The organism is Holdemanella porci (genome assembly GCF_019052655.1).
In the GTDB taxonomy this organism is placed as follows: Bacteria; Bacillota_I; Bacilli_A; order Erysipelotrichales; family Erysipelotrichaceae; genus Holdemanella; species Holdemanella hominis.
Map to the genome: position 1 here is coordinate 1 of NZ_JAHQVB010000040.1, position 18,585 is coordinate 18,585.

Here is an 18,585-nt window from a genome sequence, read left to right on the forward strand (position 1 = left end):
TTTTTAAAGCCAACTTTTAGTCAACCCTATCTAATTGCGGATTACCCTTTAAACATAGGGATTTAACCACTTTTTTTAACAACTACCCATCTGTCCACCATCGATACGAATAATGGAATTGTTGATGAAGTTAGCTTCATCACTAATTAGAAAACGAACAAGGTATGCCACTTCTTCTGGTTTTCCATAACGTTTCACCATGATTTTTTCTGTTTCTTCCTTTAAGAACTCTTCGTCATAGCCATCTAGTTCATTATCGGTTCCAATAAATCCGGGTGCAACACAATTCACATTGATGTATGGTCCAAATTCAGCCGCAAGATTGTGTGTCATTGAAATCAAGGCTGCTTTTGAAGCATCATAATCGATACACATTGGATAATATGTGTTAATTCCGTTGGTACTTGATATATTGATAATTCTTCCATATTCTTGATCTAACATATGTTTATAGACTCTTTTACTACAGTTAAAAGCACCTACTACATTTACATCTAATGTTCTTTTAAATTCTTCGGCATTTTTTAAATGAAACAAATTGGAAAGATCTACAGCCGCATTATTAATTAATATATCTACGCCACCCATCTTCTCTTCAATTTCACTAACCATTATATTTACTTGATCTACATCGGATACATCAGCACAAATGGTAAGACAATGAACATGATATTGAGATTCAATTTTTTCTTTTAATTCTTTGGCAGGCTGTTTAGAAGTTAAATAGTTAATGACAATATCATAACCATGTTTTGCGAGTTCCAATGCGATTGCACTTCCGATACCACGAGCACCACCTGTAATTAAGACGACTTTATTCATAGTTAAAAAAAGAAGAGCGATTAAGCTCTTCCTGCATATTTTCCATCTGTTGAGAATACAACGATTTTTTCACCTGGTTCGATGAACTGTGGAACTCTTAATGTTAATCCAGTATCTGTAGTTGCATCTTTAGTTTGGTTAGATGGTGCACCTTTGATGGCTGGATCTGTTTCAGCTACTGTTAATTCAACTTTTTCTGGAACAGAAACGGATAATAATTCTCCTTCGAAGAACATCAAAGATACTTCAGCACCTTCAACAATAAAGTATTTGTTGAAATCAACTTGGTCAGCTGTTAATTCATAAGTATCGTATGTTTCTAAATCCATGAAGTAATATGTAGAATCTGCTTCATATGAGAATTGAGCTGCTTTTTTAGAAATGTTAGCTTGTTCAAATTTAGTTGAAGCATTGAAGTTTCTTTCTTGTGTATTCCCTGTTTTTAAGTTTTTCATCTTAGTTTTTAAGATAGCTGCACCTTTACCAGGTTTAACATGTTGAAAATCTAATACTACCCAAGGATCACCATCAACGATTAAAGTTAATCCTGTTTTAAAATCACCTGCAGAAATTGCCATAATTTTTCACTCCTATTTTCTATAAAATTTTTTTACACACTTTATTGTACCATATCCTCTTCATTTTTAGAAGAATGAGTGTGATACTTTCACTCCACTTTATTTTCCTTAAACAATTTCATCATTTCATTCGTTAAACTAAATTCACCTGGTTGAAGAATGATTTCATCTCTTTGAACCCAATCCGCATATTTCAATTCATTGGTATCCATAGATATTTCATCATTGCCCTTTACATCACAAAAGAACCCTAACAAAATATCATTGGCACTTCCCCAAGGCTGTGACTTATAGTAACGAATATTATTGACTTTGATTCCAGCCTCTTCCATAACTTCACGTTTTACTGTTTCTTCTACGGTTTCACCAATTTCAGTAAAGCCCGCAATCAACGCATTATATTTAAATCCCGTACGATATTTTGTCAACAATAACTTATCCCCATTGATTACACCCACAATGACAGCTGGCATAATTCTTGGATACACTGTGTTATGACATTCTGGACAAACCATAGCTCTTTCCTTTGTTGAATGCACCATCTTATGTCCACATCTTCCGCAGAATTTAGTATCTCGATACCAATCTGCCAAATGCTTTCCAGTAATGGCCGCAAACAAATTGTCTTTTGGACCAATCCCTTCAATACGCAAACTTCTCTCTTCAACATAACCATATCCTGATGGAATCTGATTGTCTTCTAATCGCATATCACATAAGAAATATTTCGTACTATCAATTGAAAATAAATAACGATATTCTGAATGGATTTGTATTTCTTTTACTTTAGGAAAAACAACTTCCTTATTCTCAAAGCAGTTTAAATGAATTAAGATCCTTCCATTCACAATACACAATAAGATGTCATTTTCTGTTGCCTTTACTTCTGGATCAAATTCATTATGTAACTTATGCGGATAAATATCTTGTACCATTTTATTATACCCCCTTTTAAATATGGATTTATACGATTACAAGGAGTCGACATCCTTTTTATCATCTAGAAAAAAAGTATATCATGTAATTTAAGAATATTTTAGATAAGTTTAAGGATTTTGTCATTGTTTACTTATGATTCGAATGGTATAATCTGTGGACTACGAGGAAAGGGCATATGTTTACTACAAAACACTTTATATGGATAGGAATATGTATTCTATTTATCCTAATTATGAATCACTATGCGAAAAAAGAAGATTTCACGCTACAAAATGCTTGTTACTTCTTTATGTTTATATGTTTACTTAGCGAAACCACAAAAATGATGTCAGATATGATTCCAAGTACACATGGAGGAATGCACTTAAATCCGCAATCCCTTCCATTCCATATCTGCAGTATCTTATTGTTTATTGTGGCCTACATTACTTTTGGAAAGGATGGTCCACTAAAACAAAAAATGATCAACTTCTTTGCGGTTGTCGGTACTTGCGGAGGAATCGCGGCAATTTTGATTCCAACGTATGGCGTTGAATTTAATGTAGCCAATGTATATCAATGCTTCATGTATCATGCAGCATTAACATGGTTTTCTTTATATTTGATTCGTTTCAAACATGCAAACCTAGGTATGCAGGCATTTAAAGACAATTTAGTCGTATTGTTTGCGTTATTAGTTTTCAATTTATATATGAATTCTATTTTGGCAGTATATGATACAAACTTTATGTTTATTGTAAGACCACCATTAGAAGGACTTCCGTTCCTTAACCTAAGCCATGGATACTATATCTATTTATTTAGAGTCATCATGCTTGGAGTGATTGGACTTAGCCTATTCCATTTACCATTCATAGTAAAAGAAAGAAAAAACCGTGAGACAGAAAGTGATTTTAACATCGCTTAATCCACAGCTTTTCTTATACAAAAAAGGCCTCCAGTTTATATTTAGGAGGCCTATATTATGAATCAATGACACGAATGAGTTCCCGTCAAACTCATTTGCTTAAAGGAGAGAATTTACTTTTAATTATTATAGTGATTTTAAATAGTTTGCGATTTCATCATCTTGGCAGTTTGGATAGAAATATTCTGTGAAGTGATCACCTGCTATCGTTTCTTTCAAGAAGTCTTGATCAATTTCTTTTAAGATTTCAATTAATGGACGGTGAGTCACAGTTTTAACTTGATCTAAGATCTTTTTATTACGTTGTTCTGGTTCACGACGTTCTTTAGGGTATCCACCACCAAATGTTTCTGAGAACAATTTTTCAAAAGTATAGTGAAGATTAATTTCTGCACCCCATCCAAATCCTTGTGCAAAAGGCATAGCGATACAGTTTCCATCATTTACTTGTCCAAATAAGTAAGCATCAACAGCATCTGTGATGTGTCCACACAATACGTTAGGGAATGAGTTACAAGCAAGCATGGCTCCTTGTCCTGTTCCACATCCTGTTACAACAAAGTCAACAGCTTTCGTAGTTAATAAGATAGATGCTAATAAACCATTTTTTACATATGTTAATTGAACATCATCTTCTGCAGAATACATACCGTAGTTGAATACAGTGTGTCCTGCTTTTTGAGCTTCTTCATTTAATACTTCATAGATTTGTGCATTTTTTGCAGCTTGAGAGTTTTCGTTAATTAATGCGATTTTCATATATTCGACCCTTCCTTTTCTATTCTGGTTGTTTTCCAATATAAGCTAAGATACCACCATCTACATACAATACGTGACCATTGACAAAGTTACTTGCATCACTTGCCAAGAATACAGCTGGACCCATTAAATCTTGTGGTTCTCCCCAACGAGCAGCCGGAGTTTTACTTACGATAAATTGATCAAATGGATGTCTTGAACCATCTGGTTGTTTTTCACGTAATGGAGCTGTTTGAGGTGTTGCGATATATCCTGGACCAATACCGTTACATTGGATATTGTATTCTCCATATTCACTACAAATGTTACGAGTTAACATCTTTAATCCACCTTTAGCTGCTGCATAAGCACTCACTGTTTCACGACCAAGTTCAGACATCATTGAACAAATGTTGATGATCTTTCCGTGACCTTTTTTGATCATTCCAGGAATAACAGCCTTACTTACGATAAATGGTCCATTTAAATCAATGTCAATGACTTGGCGGAAATCTTTTGCGCTCATTTCCAACATAGGAATACGTTTAATAATTCCTGCGTTGTTAACCAAAATATCAATTGTTCCTACTTCTTCTTCTACTTTTGCCACAAACGCATTGACTGCATCTTCATCTGTAACATCACAAACGTATCCATGAGCTCTGATACCTGCTTCTTGATAAGCAGCTAAACCTTTATCTACTAATTCTTGTTTAATATCATTAAATACAATTGTAGCTCCTGCTTTTGCGTAAGCTGTCGCAATCGCAAAGCCAATACCATAACTTGCCCCAGTAATTAAAGCAACTTTTCCCTCTAATGAGAAATCTTTCATTTCAAACATATTCTTACTCTTCTTTCTATTTATCTTTGAACGCGGCCTGAACCATCTCCACCAGCTAATTTCAACACTTCGCCCATGCTTACCATGTTGAAATCACCTTCGATAGAGTGTTTTAAGCAACTTGCGGCTACCGCAAATTCAATGGTTGCCTGAGGATCATATCCTTCTAGGCTTGCGGCAATCAATCCAGCTCCAAAACTGTCTCCACCACCTACACGATCTACGATCTGCATGTTGTATCTCTTTGAGAAATAGTAATCTTTTCCATCATACAACATAGCGGACCAGTTGTTGATATTCGCATTGATTGACTCTCTTAATGTGATGGCTACTTTTTCAAATCCAAAGCGTTTTGTCAATTCACTAGCTACTTCCTTATATCCTTCGCGATTGACTTCACCACTTGTTACATCCGTATCACTGGCCTTGATTCCAAATACATCGGCTGCATCTTCTTCATTGGCAATACATACATCGACATATTCACAGATCTTAGCCATGACTTCACCAGCTTTTTCTTTTGACCATAGCTTATTACGATAGTTCAAGTCACATGAGATCTTAACTCCATGTTCCTTTGCTTTCTTACAAGCTTCTATTGTAAGTTTGGCTACATTGTCACATAAAGCAGGTGTAATTCCTGTAATATGGAACCAAGCACAGTCTTTAAAGATTTCATCCCAGTTAAAATCCGCACTTGTAGCTGTATAAATACTAGATCCTGCACGATCATAAATAACTTTACTAGGACGTTGGCTAGCACCTTTTTCTAGATAGTAGATACCAATACGGTCTCCACCACGAGCAATATAAGATGTGTCTACACCATATTTGCGTAATGAATTGATGGCACATTGGCCAATTTCATGATTTGGAAGACGAGTTACGTATTTGGCATCAAAACCATAATTAGCTAAAGAAACAGCTACATTGGCTTCTCCACCACCATAAGTTGCACCAAATGTATCGGCTTGTACAAAGCGATAATATCCTTCTGGTGCTAAACGTAACATGATTTCTCCAAAAGTGACTACTTTTTGTTTCATATTAAATCTCCATTTTTAAATCTGGATTAATCAAATGGATTCCAAATCCAGCTATTTCTAAATCTAAATAAACAAAGTTGATTCGATTTGTCTTTTTATTACGTGTAATACTTTCTTCGACAAACTTCACACCTTGTTTAGAAAGGTGATACATTGCTTTTTCAGGATATGGAGTATAGATTCCGATGTGACCATTTTCTCCACGGCCTTTTTTATGTAAAACCTCAAATCCTACACCAGCAAAATTTGATTTTGGCTTTGTGTATTGTGTAAAGTGGAACAAAGAACATAATGTATCTGTCACTTGTTTTGATTCTTCAGGACTATTTGTGTTAATTCCAACATGAATTAACTGGAAGTCCAACAAACTTTTGATAGCTGCTTTTGATAAAGCTTCTATTCCATTCCAATCTTTTGCGACAACCAAATCATTTGGCAACATAAAGCTTCCGCCGATTGCTTCTACATTTGGCAATGAAAGATAATCATGCATATTCTTTGTGTTAATGCCACCTGTTGGCATAAAGTGAACGTTCGCATATGGAGCACTTAGATCTTTTAATTTCTTAGCGCCTCCACTTGATTCTGCTGGGAAGAACTTTAATTGTGTTAATCCCATTGAAAGAGCCATTTCAACTTCACTCGCTGTTGATACGCCTGGATACACTTCCACGTCATGATCCAAACACCATTGAACAACTTTCGTATTAAATCCAGGTGTAATAATAAATTTAGCCCCTGCTTCAACAGCTTCTTTTGCTTGTTCAACAGATAATACAGTTCCAGCACCGACTAACATATCTGGTAATTGTTCTGAAATAGTTTGGATTGCACTCGTTGCATGTTCGCTACGATATGTAACTTCAATAACATCGATTCCACCATTTAACAGTGCCTTAGCTAATGGGTATGCATCTTCTTTTTCTAGAATCTTAACAACAGGTACGATTCCTGTGTTGGAAATACGATTCATATACGATTCCATAGTTCCACCTTCCATTTTCTATACTTTGCGTGTGTCTAGTACGCGTTTACTTTTTAGTAAACCAGTTCACCTGTAGTCTAGTATAGTAAACCGGTTTTGTCAACTTGAAAAGTGAAAATAATCTGTTTTTTTATTTTTTTATTTTTTTCGTATATATTATAGGTAAGCGTTTTCGGAGTTTGTTAATTTTTGAACAAAATGTGTTGACAATCCATTTTTGAGGTGCAATAATGGTGTTGTCTAGTAAACCAGTTTACTTTTTTGAGGAGGCTATGGAGATTATGGTACGTACAGTAAATATCGAACCATTTACTAAAGAACAAGAGTTTTTAGCAACACCCGCCCTTACAAAAGAAGAATTAACAAATGCGTTTGAAGAATGTTTAAAACAAGTTAATTTAAATATGGAATATTTCAAAGATCGATTCCCATATTCATGTACTAAAGGTTTAAAGTATCCAATCATCGACAACATCGAATGGACTGATGGATTCTGGACAGGTATGTTGTGGTTGGCATATGAATATACGAATGATAAGAAATATAAAGAATTAGCTGATCGAAATATCGAAAGCTTCTTGCACCGTGTTGAAAATCGAATTGAATTAGATCACCACGATCTTGGATTCTTATATTCGCTATCTTGCGTAAGTGGCTATAAGCTTACAAAAAATGAGCATGCAAAAAAAGCTGCATTGTTGGCAGCTGATAAATTGATGGAGCGTTGGCAAGAAAAAGGACAGTTCTTGCAGGCTTGGGGACCTAAAGACAGTCCTGAACATTATCGATTCATCATCGACTGCATGTTAAACATCCCATTATTATATTGGGCAAGTGAAGTTACTGGTGATAATCACTATGCGGATGCCGCAACAAAACACTTCACAACAAGTTGTAAATATGTAATTCGTGATGATGCGAGTGCATATCACACATTCTATATGGATCCAGTTACTGGAGGACCAAGTCATGGTGCTACACGTCAAAGATATTCAGATGATAGTTCTTGGGCTCGTGGACAGGCATGGGGTATTTATGGAATCCCATTAAATATTCGCTACACGAAAAACACAGAATACGTTGATCTATATAAAGGAATGGCAAACTATTTCTTAAATCGTTTACCAGAAGACAATATTTGTTACTGGGATTTAATTTTTACAGATGATCCAGAACAATCAAGAGATTCAAGTGCAGCTGCTATTGCCGTATGTGGAATGCTTGAAATGGATCAATGGCTCAAAGAAGAGGATCCAAGTAAAAAGGTGTATCAAAAAGCTTGTGACAACATCACTCGCTCATTGATTCAAAACTACACTAACAATGATCACAAACCAGGCGATCCAATCTTGTATCATGGCGTATATTCATGGCATAGCGGTAAAGGCGTAGATGAAGGAAACATCTGGGGCGACTACTACTATATGGAAGCATTAATGCGTCAAATCAAGCAATGGGATCCATACTGGTAAAAATAAGGAGGAGATAAAATGGCAACACCAAACATCGTTATGACACGTATCGATGAACGTTTAGTTCATGGTCAAGGTCAATTATGGGTAAAATCTTTAGGCGTTAACACAGTAATCGTTGCGAACGATCAAGCAAGCCAAGATGCAATGGCACAAACTTTAATGAAGACTGTAATTCCTAAGGAAGTCGCAATGCGTTTTTACTCAGTACAAAAAGTTATCGACATCATTCACAAGGCAAATCCTGCTCAAACAATCTTCTTAATTGTAAAAGATTGTAAAGATGCTTTACGCCTAGTTGAAGGTGGCGTTCCAATCAAACAAATCAACATTGGAAACATTCACAACTGTGAAGGTAAAGAAAAAGTAACTCGTTCTATTTTCTTGGGTACTGAAGACAAGGCTGCATTAAAAGAAATGATTGAAAAGTATAACGTTGAATTTAATACACAAACTACACCAAGTGGTTCTGATGGAAGTGTATTAGTAGATATTAAAAATTATTTATAGGAGATAAAAGAATATGCAAATTACATTGTTACAGGCCGTAATCATCGGTCTATGGACAGCATTCTGCTACTCAGGGATGTTGTGGGGTATTTTTACGAACCGTGCTTTAGTATTAAGCTTCGGTGTTGGTATTGTATGTGGTGATCTTAAGACAGCATTGCAATGTGGAGCAATTGCTGAATTAGCATTCATGGGATTCGGTGTTGGTGCCGGTGGAACTGTTCCTCCTAACCCAATCGGACCTGGTATCATTGGTACATTAATGGCAATCACTATGGATGGTGTTACACCAGAAAGTGCATTATCATTATCTATTCCTTTTGCAGTCGCAATTCAATTCTTACAAACAGCTATCTATACAGTTCGTGCAGGTGCACCAGAAAGTGCAAACAACGCATTGAAAAAACAAGACTTTGCAAAATTCCGTTTACACTCTAACTTAACAATCTTATTATTTGCCCTTGTTGGATTCTTATTAGGATTCTTAGGTGCATACAGCATGGATACATTAAGTAAATTAGTAGCATTAGTACCAGCTTGGTTATTAAAAGGATTAACAGTTGCTGGTGGTATGTTACCTGCTATCGGTTTTGCTATGATCATGAGCGTTATGTTAAAGAAGGAAGTTGTTCCATTCGCATTATTAGGATACTTCTTAGCCGCTTATTTAGGCGTACCAGTAATCGGCATTGCTATTGTCGGAACTGTATTCGCATTAAAACACTATAACGATGCTGGAAATGTCGCTGTCGCACAAGCTGCAACTGAGGAGGTAGAACACGATGACTGGATCTAAATTAACAAAGAAGGATTACACTAAGACTACATTACGTGCTTACTTCTTACAAAATGGTTTTAACTATAGTAACTATCAAGGTTTAGGATACGCTTTAGTAATGTATCCTGCATTCAAAAAATTGTATGGTGATAACCCAGCTAAATTGGCTGAAGAATTAGACAATAACTGTGAATTCTATAACACAAACCCTAACTTCTTACCATTTATCACTTCTATTCACTTGGCAATGGCAGAAAACGGAATGGAATACGATGAAATTCGTGGTATCAAGATGGCATTGATGGGTCCTTTAGCAGGTATTGGTGACTCATTATCACAATTCTGTATTGCTCCATTATTCTCAACTATCTTTGCTTCTATGGCTATGGATGGTGTGGCAATTGCTCCATTATTATTCTTAATCTGCGAAAACGTTACATTATTGGCAATCAAACTTGTTATGGGTGGATATGGACGTCGTCTAGGAACAAGCATGATTGACAAATTATCTGAAAAAATGGGTGTTATTTCTGAAGCTGCAAGTATGATCGGTGTTACTGTTATCGCTGGTTTAGCTGCAACATTCGTTAAAATGAACGTCGCAATCACATTCTCTGCTGGTGCTATTGAAGAAGGTGTTAAACAATCTACAGTAGATATTCAGGCAATGTTAGATAAAGTTGCTCCTGCATTATTACCAGTATTATATACAGCATTAATGTATTACTTAATCAAGAAAAAAGGTATTACTACTTATTGGTTAGTATTGATCACTGTTGTTATCGGTGTTGCATTAAGCTGCTTAGGAATCTTAGCCTAATACATAAAGGAAGCAAATTTGCTTCCTTTTCTTTTTAAGGAGAACTCTATGAATCTATCTTACATAAAAAAACAACTACAATTCTGGGCAGACAAGAAGGATGTACTGCACGTAAAAAAATTATTAACGAAAGAAGATCAAATTCTAGTAAAAAGAAAATCAGAAGAACTGATCCAAAACATCTTTACGTTTGATAAACCATGGGACATGGAACGTTGCCAAATTCCTTACAAGCTAGAAACATTAGATTGGAACATACAATTAAACGATGATGAAGAATGGTGCTTCATGCTCAATCGTATGGACTACCTAAACTATCTAGTTCTTTCTGATCATATTGAATATGCCAAAACACTCATTTTAAACTGGATAGAAGCCCATCCAACAATTCAACCAGAACCAAGCACAAGAACACTCGATACAGGCATTCGTTTAATGAACTTCTTTGAAGCCCTGCCTTATTTGTACACAAACAATTTATTAAGTGATGAAGAAATCACTACGATTGCCAAATCCATGTTGGATCAGTGTGCGTATTTAAAAGAGCATTACATTCCAAAATACATAACATCAAATTGGGGAAGCATTCAAACATGTGCTATGATCAGCATATTACCTATGATTGAAGAACAAAGTGATATCTATGCTTGGGCATTCAATGAATGGAAAAGACAAATCCAAGCACAAGTGTATCCAGATGGTATGCATTGGGAACAATCCACGATGTATCATATTGAAGTCTTAAATTACTGCATGAAAGCTATGTATTATTCAGAACAAGAATTGCCACAAATTCATGCTTTGGCTAGAGCCATCTTCTTACAGGCTACCCCTCATAAAGAAATTGAAACATTCGGGGATACAGATCGCAGTAATATTCAAGATGTCATGACACGTGCTAGCTTCTTATTTAATGAACCCACATGGAAGTCAATCGCATTTCATACTTTTGACATGGAATCTTTATATACATTAGGAGCTAAAAATGCCAAGATCTATCTAGAAAGTCAAGCTATTGAATCCAACGAACTTCACTTTGATGGAAATGATAGCGGTATGTATACATCAAGGAGTTCTTGGAAAGAAGATGCTAACTTTACCATGTTTACTAACGGATCATTAGGCAGTGGACATGGACATAGTGATAACTTACATGTATCCATTTACTATAAGGGAAACCCTGTATGTATTGATACTGGACGTTTAACATATCGTGAAGATCATCCACTAAGAGTACACTTAAAATCTATGGCAAGTCATAATGGTGTGATTGTAGATGAACATTGCTCATGTGTACCTAAGGATAGTTGGGGATATGAAGATTTTGGTGTTCCATTAAAGAATTATGTCTATCATAAAGATGGCATTCACTACTATGAAGGTACACTATTAGGACATGATCCGTTACAAGTATGGACAAGAAAAGTGATTGTCCTTGATATAGGTGTATGGATGATTGTAGATGAAGTAAAAGAAGACGGTAACCATCATGCTGTTACACGTTTTCATTTAGATCCAGATGCTAGTGATTTAAAAGGTTTAAAGCTTGTATCCAACATTCCATACACAAAGCATATTGAGCCATGTTCCCTTCGTTATAATGAAGAATTAGAGCATGATGTTTTATATTTTGAACAAGATTTCACGAATCATTTCGAACAATGCATTTGTTTTGTGGATAAAGCGATTGAAACAAAAGATGATTTTGTTCTTCAAAACAACGATACAAAACTAGATAATACGATTGTACACACTAAAAAGTTTATACTTTCAGAAGATGAATCTTATAGTGTAGCCATATTCCATAAGGAAATCTATAAAGGAAAGAAAGTATTATTCTTAGATGGTGAACCATTCCATTGCAAAGTATTTGTCGTACATAAGAAAAAAGATAAAGTAAAAACATATATTGTTCGTGCCTAGTAAACGCGTTTGCTAGAAAATGTAATATTTGTTAAAATTAGAGTATTGAAAGGATCCGCTTTATGAAAGAAAAAATAACCATTCGTGATATAGCTGAACGCGCTGGAACATCTAAAACCACTGTCTCTTTTTTTCTAAATGGTAAGACGGACAAAATGTCAGAGGAAACCCAAGCAAGAATTGCTCAAGTCATCAAAGAGACAAACTATCGTCCAAGTATTGCAGCACGCTCTTTAAACGCAAAAGAAACACGTTTAATTGGCGTTATCATTGGAGATATCACTAACACGTTTGCCAATCAAATCGTTAAAGGAATCGATGATTTCGCAAGAGATAATCGTTACCAGTTGATTGTTGGAAACAGTAATTATAATTTTGAAAATGAAAAAGGATACGTCAATCGCATGTTGGCAATGGGAGTTGATGGTTTTATCATCCAGCCATCCAGTCATTTTGCCGAATTGATTCCAAAAATCAAACAAGAAAATAAAGACGTAGTATTTATTGATTCACAAGTTTCTATGGATAAAGAAAAATGGGTCAAGACAAACAACTATGAATCCATATTGAATGTAGGAACACACCTAATCAATGATGGATATGATGAATTCATAATGATTACGGCAGATCCTCATGTATTAAGTACACGTTTAGAGCGTACAACTGGTTTTTTACACGCTTTAGAAACAAAAGGAAAAACATGCAAAACTCACGTTGTAGCAGATGATGTAACAAGCGATGCATTACGTGATCTACTATATAATGAATTACGTTTTGGTGTTCGCACCCTCATCTTTGTAGCCAACTGCTTCTTATTACCACGAGTTTATTTGGCATTAAAAGATTATCGTAACCTAATGCCAGATACAATTGGATTAATTGGCTTTGACAATACAGAATGGACTAACTTCTCTAGTCCAACCGTAACAACGATCGTACAGCCTGCCTATGATGAAGGCTATCAAGCTGCATCGATCTTAATTGATTCATTAAAAGGAGAAAACAAACAGATTCCAAATCAAATCTTAAAGTGTTCTGTGAACTGGAATGAATCAACCAAACAACATAATTAAAGATTTACAATGTTGCCCATATTTACTTATGGTTTTTTTTCTATCATCAAAAGTTAAATTCATATCTTAAATCTTTCATTAATTTTTATATTTTATCAGTTATAATTGATAAATTTTGACTTTCTACACTAAAGTTCAATTATAATTTCAATTAAAAATCTCAGCCCTTTTCTTGGACTGAGATCTTTTATTTTATCGCTTCTACCATTTCTTTAACATATTCCTCAACATACTTATGCGCATCTTTTCCATACTTTTCAACAATCTTCTCAATAGCTCCATCGGATTGATCAGCCATTTTTTTAGCTTGTTCTGGCGTTGAGATTCCAAAACCTACCGCAACAGGAACGTCTGCGACTTCTCGTACAAGATGTACCATAGCTGAAATATCTGTTGTAATCGTAGATTGAATACCTGTTACACCTGATACGCAATAAATAAAGCCACCTGCATCTTTGGCAATCGTTTGAATGCGTTGATGACTAGTTGGTACAATCATGCTGATCAAATCTAATTCATATTTCTTTAATACCACATCAAACTCTCCTTTTCCCTCATAAGGAACATCTGGAAGAATCAATCCGCTCATATTTCCTTCCACCATTTTATAACTAAGCACAACATTGGCATATGTCATAAATACCATAGGAATATTCGAGTCTTTACAAATTCTTTTAACCATCTCAAATATTTTATCGGTCGTTACACCATTGGATAATGCACGAATATTCGCATTTTAAATGACAGGACCCTATGCCGTTGGATCAGAGAAAGGAATTCCTAATTTCACCAAACTACATCCTGCTTTATCAAGGGCATATACAATTTCTTCGGTTGTTTCAAGATCTGGATCGTCACTTTGTCACAAACACAATAAAGGCCCACCATTTGAGAATGCTTTTTCAATTTGTTTATTCATAAATTATTTGGTGATTTTGTGGTTCCCAATGTTTTAAACAACATTACAGAAATTAGCTTGGTTCGTGCAAGTATCCCTCAATATGGGGCATTGGAAACTTTTCCGTATGAAAAAGATGATATTGTAGCTGTGATTCCTAAGGGGCATCCTTTATCCAAGAAAACTACGCCTATTGAAATTGAAGAATTTCATGGCATCCCTTTAGCAATTCCTTTTGATATTTCAAATACAGTTTACACTGTGTTTGGTCAACATGCCGTTGCGTACAATGTTGCGATTATCACTTCCATTAACGAAACGGCAATCGAATGGGCACGTACATTTAACACAATCGCAATCATCCCTTTTTCTGATGCGGATACAAGACATACTATGGATATGGTTATTCGCCCTATTCATGATCCAGGTATGTATATTTCAAGTGTATTCTTGATTCGAAAGGATCGTGAATTATCTTATGCGGGTAAATTATTTTTAGAAGAAATTGGCGTTTTGAAGTAAATCATATTGACTTATCATTTATGTAATATATAATTAAATTAACGATAAACATTAATTATTTAATGTTAGAAGGTAATATCATGAATGATAAGTCTAAAGATTTATTAAAGAAAATGTGCTCTGTTTTAAAAGTCGTTCGACAGGTTTGTTTAATCTCTTTTGCGTTGTTAATTGGACTAAGCTTATTTTATGCCTTCAACAAGGATGTATATAATACGCTATTTGGAAGTATAAGAATTGACTATCTTCAATTGATCTTTAATGATGATTTGGCATTAAATAAAGATAAAATGTCCATGTGGTTACCATTGATTTTCTTAATCACCGCTATATTTGTATTTATTATATATAAAGCTGTACAAACAATTGAATCCATTTGTACAATTACGATGGATCACACTCCATTTGATGTTCGTGTTGCCAATCACATCAAAAACCTTGCCAAATATATTCTTGCAGGTGGTATTGTCTTTAATATTCTTGAAGTATGTCGTGTTCTATATTTTAAACAGATACTCAACTTCGATCTACTTTTCAACACTAAATATGTTACACAAATCAAGTTCGATATTCGTCTTCACTTAAGCTTCCTCGTTTTTGCAGCTCTAATCTATTTGTTATCTTATATATTTAGATATGGACAAGAACTACAACAATTGAGTGATGAGACGTTATAATTATGGGTAAGATCATATTGCGATTAGATCGCGTCATGGCCGATCGAAAAATGAGTTTGAAAGAGTTGTCTGAAAAAGTTGGCGTCAGCAATGTCAACTTATCAAAGATGAAAACGGGTAAGATTTCTGCAATTCGCTTTTCCACTTTAGAAGCCATTTGTGAAGCATTAAATTGTCAACCTGGTGATATATTGGAGTATGTAAAGGACGATGAAAAGAGCTAGTTGCTAGCTCTTTTTATATACATTTATCATTTGTTCTTGACGAGTAGATCCATTAAAACAGTTATTCTGTTCATAACTATTTTTAGCTTATATCGTTTTTATATGCGCCTAAAATGTTATAATTAAGTGGCATATGTAACTCAATACTAAATCAGCAAGTTGGAATTCTTAATTGATGATAAAAAGCAGAATCTTATTTTTTCACTCACACGAAAGGAGTAATCATGTCTTTAATTACAAACTATAAAAAACAACTATCAACAATAAATACCGAAGATACATATAAAGAAATTCGATGTTTCATCATTAGTGCTAAACAAGAAATATACAAATCTGTTAATTCAGCAATGGTTGAAGTGTACTGGAACATAGGAAAGAAAATCTATGAGGTCTGTGGTGAAAATGACCGTGCAGAATATGGAAAACAAGTATTAAAAAATATTTCCAAAGCTCTTACAAAAGAATTCGGTCAAGGATTCAGTGTTCAGAATTTGAGAAATATGAGACAGTTTTACATGAAATTTTAAAAGTGCTACACACTGTGTAGCGAATTGAGTTGGTCACATTATCGTCTATTAATGCCCATTAACGATGAAAAGGCAAGACAATTTTATATAGATGAATGTGTAAAATCAGCTTGGAGTGTTAGACAACTAGAAAGACAAATTAACACTATGTATTACCAGAGAATTTTAGCAAGTAAGAATAAAGAGTCTATCAGAAATGAAATCCAAACAACAGAACCTAAACCGGAATATGAAAAATTCATTAAAGATCCTTATGTAATGGAGTTTTTACAAATTCAACCTGATACACATGTGTATGAAGAAGATTTAGAACAAGCATTAATTGATCATCTTCAGAAATTCTTACTAGAACTTGGCAGAGGTTTCTCATTTGTTGCGCGCCAAAAAAGATTCACTTTGGACGGCAAGATTTCTTTATTGATCTTGTATTTTACAATTACATCTTAAAGTGCTTTGTACTTATCGACTTAAAAATGGGTAAATTAACCCATCAAGATCTTGGCCAAATGCAAATGTACGTGTGAGTATTCCGCTATCTGAAGTCCATGCAATATGCTACAGAAGTCCACATAATCCGTTAAAGAAGTCCATCTTTTTTAAATCTTAATACGTAATACAAGTCCACTAAAAAACACGGTCAAATTAAATCAACCGTGTTTTTTTGTTATTTCTTATTTTTTAATTTAGAGTATGTTTCTCTTAATGATTTTCCATGTAATGTAATCAAATAAGATGAATTTATTATCCTATCTAATATCGCATCCGCTATAGGTCCTCCATTTAATAATTGATGCCAACCATCAAATGAATATTGACTACAGAATATTGTTGATTTCTTATTACACCTTATTTCCATCAATTCAAGTAGATCGCTTCTTTCTGATTCACTTGTCGATTTTAATAAGAATTCATCTAGTATCATTAAATCATACTTTCCTAGTTTTTTTAGATATTCATTATATTTTCCTTGAATCCTCATTTCTTCAAATTTTGAGAATAGTTCTGGTAATCGAATATATAAAACTGTTTTTCTATCTCTACAGGCATGGATCCCCAAAGCGTTTGATAACCATGTTTTACCACAGCCGGATGCTCCTACAAAAATTACATTCAAACCGTTGTTTATATAATTGTTTGTAGACAATTCCTCCATTTGCGAGCGATCGAGTTTTCTGTCTGGATTATAATTAATTGATTCCATACTAGCTGTAGAATCATAAAAATGTGCATTCTTGATAAATCTTTCTATTGTATGATTTACTCGACTATCATATTCCATATCAATTAATTCGCTGAACCGTTCATCGAATGATAATTGACTGTATTCTGGGTTTGCACTTTGTAATTCATATTGTTCTGCAATAACTGGTAATCTCATTTTCTTCAATTTTTCTATCAATTCACTCTTATCCATTGTTCTTGCCTCCGTAATAGTCTTTTCCTCGCACAAAGGCATGCATATCACATTCACTTTGTACATTATCATTTTTATCTTTCAAATCTTGATTTGACTGTAATATCATCTTAATATTTTTATAGCCAGGCTGACTGATGTGATCCAACGCCAATTGACACGCATTTTCCAGTCTGGTTTTTCCATATTTATCTGATAGTTTCAACAATGACATACAACCTTTATAAGCTTGTTCTTCAACTTTATAACGATCAAATAGTTTGGAAACTAAAATCGAAGTATTGTCTCCAATAGAGGCAGCCCACTTCATAAAACGGTCTTTGTTCCATTGAAATTTTTGGTGATTCTCCGGCATATGACTTTCATTTGTTGAGTATTGATTGATACGACCATATAATCGATCATGGGTACAAATTTGATTCATTTTATAATATACAGTTACAGTTCTTTTTGTGACTTTTACATCTACATAATTTCCAACGTATTCATATGGCACAGAATAATTCATTTTTTCTATCGAAATATGATAATTTAATTGAACTTTAGCTCGTTTCCATACACTCAACTCAAATGGCTGTTCAGGCAGAGCTTTCATAAACGGAAGTTCTTCGTCTAAATATACGCTTTTTCTGGAACCTTCCTTTTTCTGAAAAGGTCTGTTATTGAAATTGTCCAATTCTTTGATAATTGCTTTGTTTAGGTCCTCAAACGAAAAGAATTTCCTGTTTCTAAGTTTACCGACAATGGCTACTGTACAATCTCCAACCGCGCCTTCAACAGCTGCCTTATCTTTAGGCTTACGCACTCTTGTTGGAATAATAGTTGTATCATAATAGTCTGCCATTTCCTGATATGATTTGTTTAATATTGGATCCTCATATTTCTTGT

The 18,585-nt window shown here is 34.5% G+C and carries 19 protein-coding genes and 2 pseudogenes; 11 read left to right on the forward strand and 10 right to left on the reverse strand.

The window, feature by feature from the left end:
* Positions 1 to 75: 75 nt before the first annotated feature.
* The 3 genes from KTQ83_RS07940 to nudC all read right to left on the reverse strand — a co-directional run bounded on the left by KTQ83_RS07940 (position 76) and on the right by nudC (position 2,335).
* Positions 76 to 822: an SDR family NAD(P)-dependent oxidoreductase gene (locus KTQ83_RS07940; protein ID WP_117992391.1), complete on the reverse strand. Its 747-nt coding sequence runs from the start codon at positions 820 to 822 to the stop codon at positions 76 to 78.
* A 20-nt stretch (positions 823 to 842) separates the two neighbouring features.
* Entirely contained in the window at positions 843 to 1,400 is a 558-nt protein-coding gene (gene efp, locus KTQ83_RS07945) for an elongation factor P (protein WP_003865385.1), read from the reverse strand.
* An 89-nt stretch (positions 1,401 to 1,489) separates the two neighbouring features.
* Entirely contained in the window at positions 1,490 to 2,335 is an 846-nt protein-coding gene (gene nudC / locus KTQ83_RS07950; RefSeq protein WP_117926519.1) for an NAD(+) diphosphatase, read from the reverse strand.
* Between the two features lie 179 nt (positions 2,336 to 2,514).
* Between nudC and KTQ83_RS07955 the strand changes: the two genes are divergently transcribed.
* Complete coding sequence (locus KTQ83_RS07955; RefSeq protein ID WP_117926518.1) at positions 2,515 to 3,246, forward strand: TMEM164 family acyltransferase; 732 nt, start codon at positions 2,515 to 2,517, stop codon at positions 3,244 to 3,246.
* A 126-nt stretch (positions 3,247 to 3,372) separates the two neighbouring features.
* Here the strand turns inward: KTQ83_RS07955 and KTQ83_RS07960 are convergent, their stop codons facing one another.
* Genes KTQ83_RS07960 through KTQ83_RS07975 form a run of 4 tightly spaced genes read right to left on the reverse strand, consistent with a single transcriptional unit; the run spans position 3,373 to position 6,859 of the window.
* Positions 3,373 to 4,005: an RpiB/LacA/LacB family sugar-phosphate isomerase gene (locus KTQ83_RS07960; RefSeq protein WP_117926517.1), complete on the reverse strand. Its 633-nt coding sequence runs from the start codon at positions 4,003 to 4,005 to the stop codon at positions 3,373 to 3,375.
* Between the two features lie 19 nt (positions 4,006 to 4,024).
* The gene (locus tag KTQ83_RS07965; protein ID WP_199593312.1) at positions 4,025 to 4,828 is read right to left on the reverse strand and encodes a gluconate 5-dehydrogenase; all 804 of its coding nucleotides are present in this window, start codon (positions 4,826 to 4,828) and stop codon (positions 4,025 to 4,027) included.
* 20 nt (positions 4,829 to 4,848) lie between these two features.
* Positions 4,849 to 5,874, reverse strand: coding sequence for a sugar kinase (locus KTQ83_RS07970; protein WP_217256502.1), 1,026 nt, complete (start codon positions 5,872 to 5,874; stop codon positions 4,849 to 4,851).
* Between the two features lies 1 nt (position 5,875).
* Positions 5,876 to 6,859, reverse strand: coding sequence for a bifunctional 4-hydroxy-2-oxoglutarate aldolase/2-dehydro-3-deoxy-phosphogluconate aldolase (locus KTQ83_RS07975; RefSeq protein ID WP_117926861.1), 984 nt, complete (start codon positions 6,857 to 6,859; stop codon positions 5,876 to 5,878).
* Between the two features lie 281 nt (positions 6,860 to 7,140).
* Between KTQ83_RS07975 and KTQ83_RS07980 the strand changes: the two genes are divergently transcribed.
* The 6 genes from KTQ83_RS07980 to KTQ83_RS08005 all read left to right on the forward strand — a co-directional run bounded on the left by KTQ83_RS07980 (position 7,141) and on the right by KTQ83_RS08005 (position 13,435).
* On the forward strand, positions 7,141 to 8,331 hold the full coding sequence (locus KTQ83_RS07980) for a glycoside hydrolase family 88 protein (protein WP_244975815.1): 1,191 nt from the start codon (positions 7,141 to 7,143) through the stop codon (positions 8,329 to 8,331).
* Positions 8,332 to 8,349: 18 nt separating this feature from the next.
* Positions 8,350 to 8,841 (forward strand): PTS sugar transporter subunit IIB, encoded by a 492-nt coding sequence (locus KTQ83_RS07985; RefSeq protein WP_117926621.1) that lies wholly within the window; start codon positions 8,350 to 8,352, stop codon positions 8,839 to 8,841.
* A gap of 13 nt (positions 8,842 to 8,854) precedes the next feature.
* Positions 8,855 to 9,637, forward strand: coding sequence for a PTS mannose/fructose/sorbose/N-acetylgalactosamine transporter subunit IIC (locus KTQ83_RS07990; RefSeq protein WP_117926622.1), 783 nt, complete (start codon positions 8,855 to 8,857; stop codon positions 9,635 to 9,637).
* The gene (locus KTQ83_RS07995; protein ID WP_217256504.1) at positions 9,624 to 10,439 is read left to right on the forward strand and encodes a PTS system mannose/fructose/sorbose family transporter subunit IID; all 816 of its coding nucleotides are present in this window, start codon (positions 9,624 to 9,626) and stop codon (positions 10,437 to 10,439) included. Before KTQ83_RS07990 ends, KTQ83_RS07995 begins: the two co-directional genes overlap by 14 nt.
* A 48-nt stretch (positions 10,440 to 10,487) precedes the next feature.
* Positions 10,488 to 12,362 carry an alginate lyase family protein gene (locus KTQ83_RS08000; RefSeq protein WP_117926624.1) on the forward strand — a complete coding sequence of 625 codons (1,875 nt, stop codon included), beginning with the start codon at positions 10,488 to 10,490 and terminating at the stop codon, positions 12,360 to 12,362.
* Between the two features lie 62 nt (positions 12,363 to 12,424).
* Positions 12,425 to 13,435 carry a LacI family DNA-binding transcriptional regulator gene (locus tag KTQ83_RS08005; RefSeq protein WP_117926625.1) on the forward strand — a complete coding sequence of 337 codons (1,011 nt, stop codon included), beginning with the start codon at positions 12,425 to 12,427 and terminating at the stop codon, positions 13,433 to 13,435.
* A 187-nt stretch (positions 13,436 to 13,622) separates the two neighbouring features.
* Here the strand turns inward: KTQ83_RS08005 and trpA are convergent.
* Positions 13,623 to 14,228 (reverse strand): annotated as a pseudogene (gene trpA / locus KTQ83_RS08010) (tryptophan synthase subunit alpha).
* 114 nt (positions 14,229 to 14,342) lie between these two features.
* On the opposite strand from trpA, the gene KTQ83_RS08020 reads away from it, so the two are divergent.
* The 4 genes and pseudogenes from KTQ83_RS08020 (at position 14,343) to KTQ83_RS08040 (ending at position 16,807) form a co-directional block, all read left to right on the forward strand.
* Positions 14,343 to 14,855 carry a LysR family transcriptional regulator substrate-binding protein gene (locus KTQ83_RS08020; RefSeq protein ID WP_244975816.1) on the forward strand — a complete coding sequence of 171 codons (513 nt, stop codon included), beginning with the start codon at positions 14,343 to 14,345 and terminating at the stop codon, positions 14,853 to 14,855.
* 62 nt (positions 14,856 to 14,917) lie between these two features.
* Positions 14,918 to 15,532: a DUF2975 domain-containing protein gene (locus KTQ83_RS08025; RefSeq protein ID WP_217285035.1), complete on the forward strand. Its 615-nt coding sequence runs from the start codon at positions 14,918 to 14,920 to the stop codon at positions 15,530 to 15,532.
* 2 nt (positions 15,533 to 15,534) lie between these two features.
* Positions 15,535 to 15,756 (forward strand): helix-turn-helix domain-containing protein, encoded by a 222-nt coding sequence (locus KTQ83_RS08030; protein WP_117926627.1) that lies wholly within the window; start codon positions 15,535 to 15,537, stop codon positions 15,754 to 15,756.
* 224 nt (positions 15,757 to 15,980) lie between these two features.
* A pseudogene (locus tag KTQ83_RS08040) lies at positions 15,981 to 16,807 on the forward strand (PDDEXK nuclease domain-containing protein).
* Positions 16,808 to 16,947: 140 nt separating this feature from the next.
* On the opposite strand, the gene istB reads toward KTQ83_RS08040, so the two are convergent.
* Entirely contained in the window at positions 16,948 to 17,697 is a 750-nt protein-coding gene (gene istB / locus KTQ83_RS08045) for an IS21-like element helper ATPase IstB (RefSeq protein ID WP_154556494.1), read from the reverse strand.
* Positions 17,690 to 18,585, reverse strand: an 896-nt coding sequence (locus KTQ83_RS08050) for a Mu transposase domain-containing protein (RefSeq protein ID WP_425331028.1), incomplete at its 5' end; no start/stop codon positions are given. The genes istB and KTQ83_RS08050, both read right to left, overlap by 8 nt.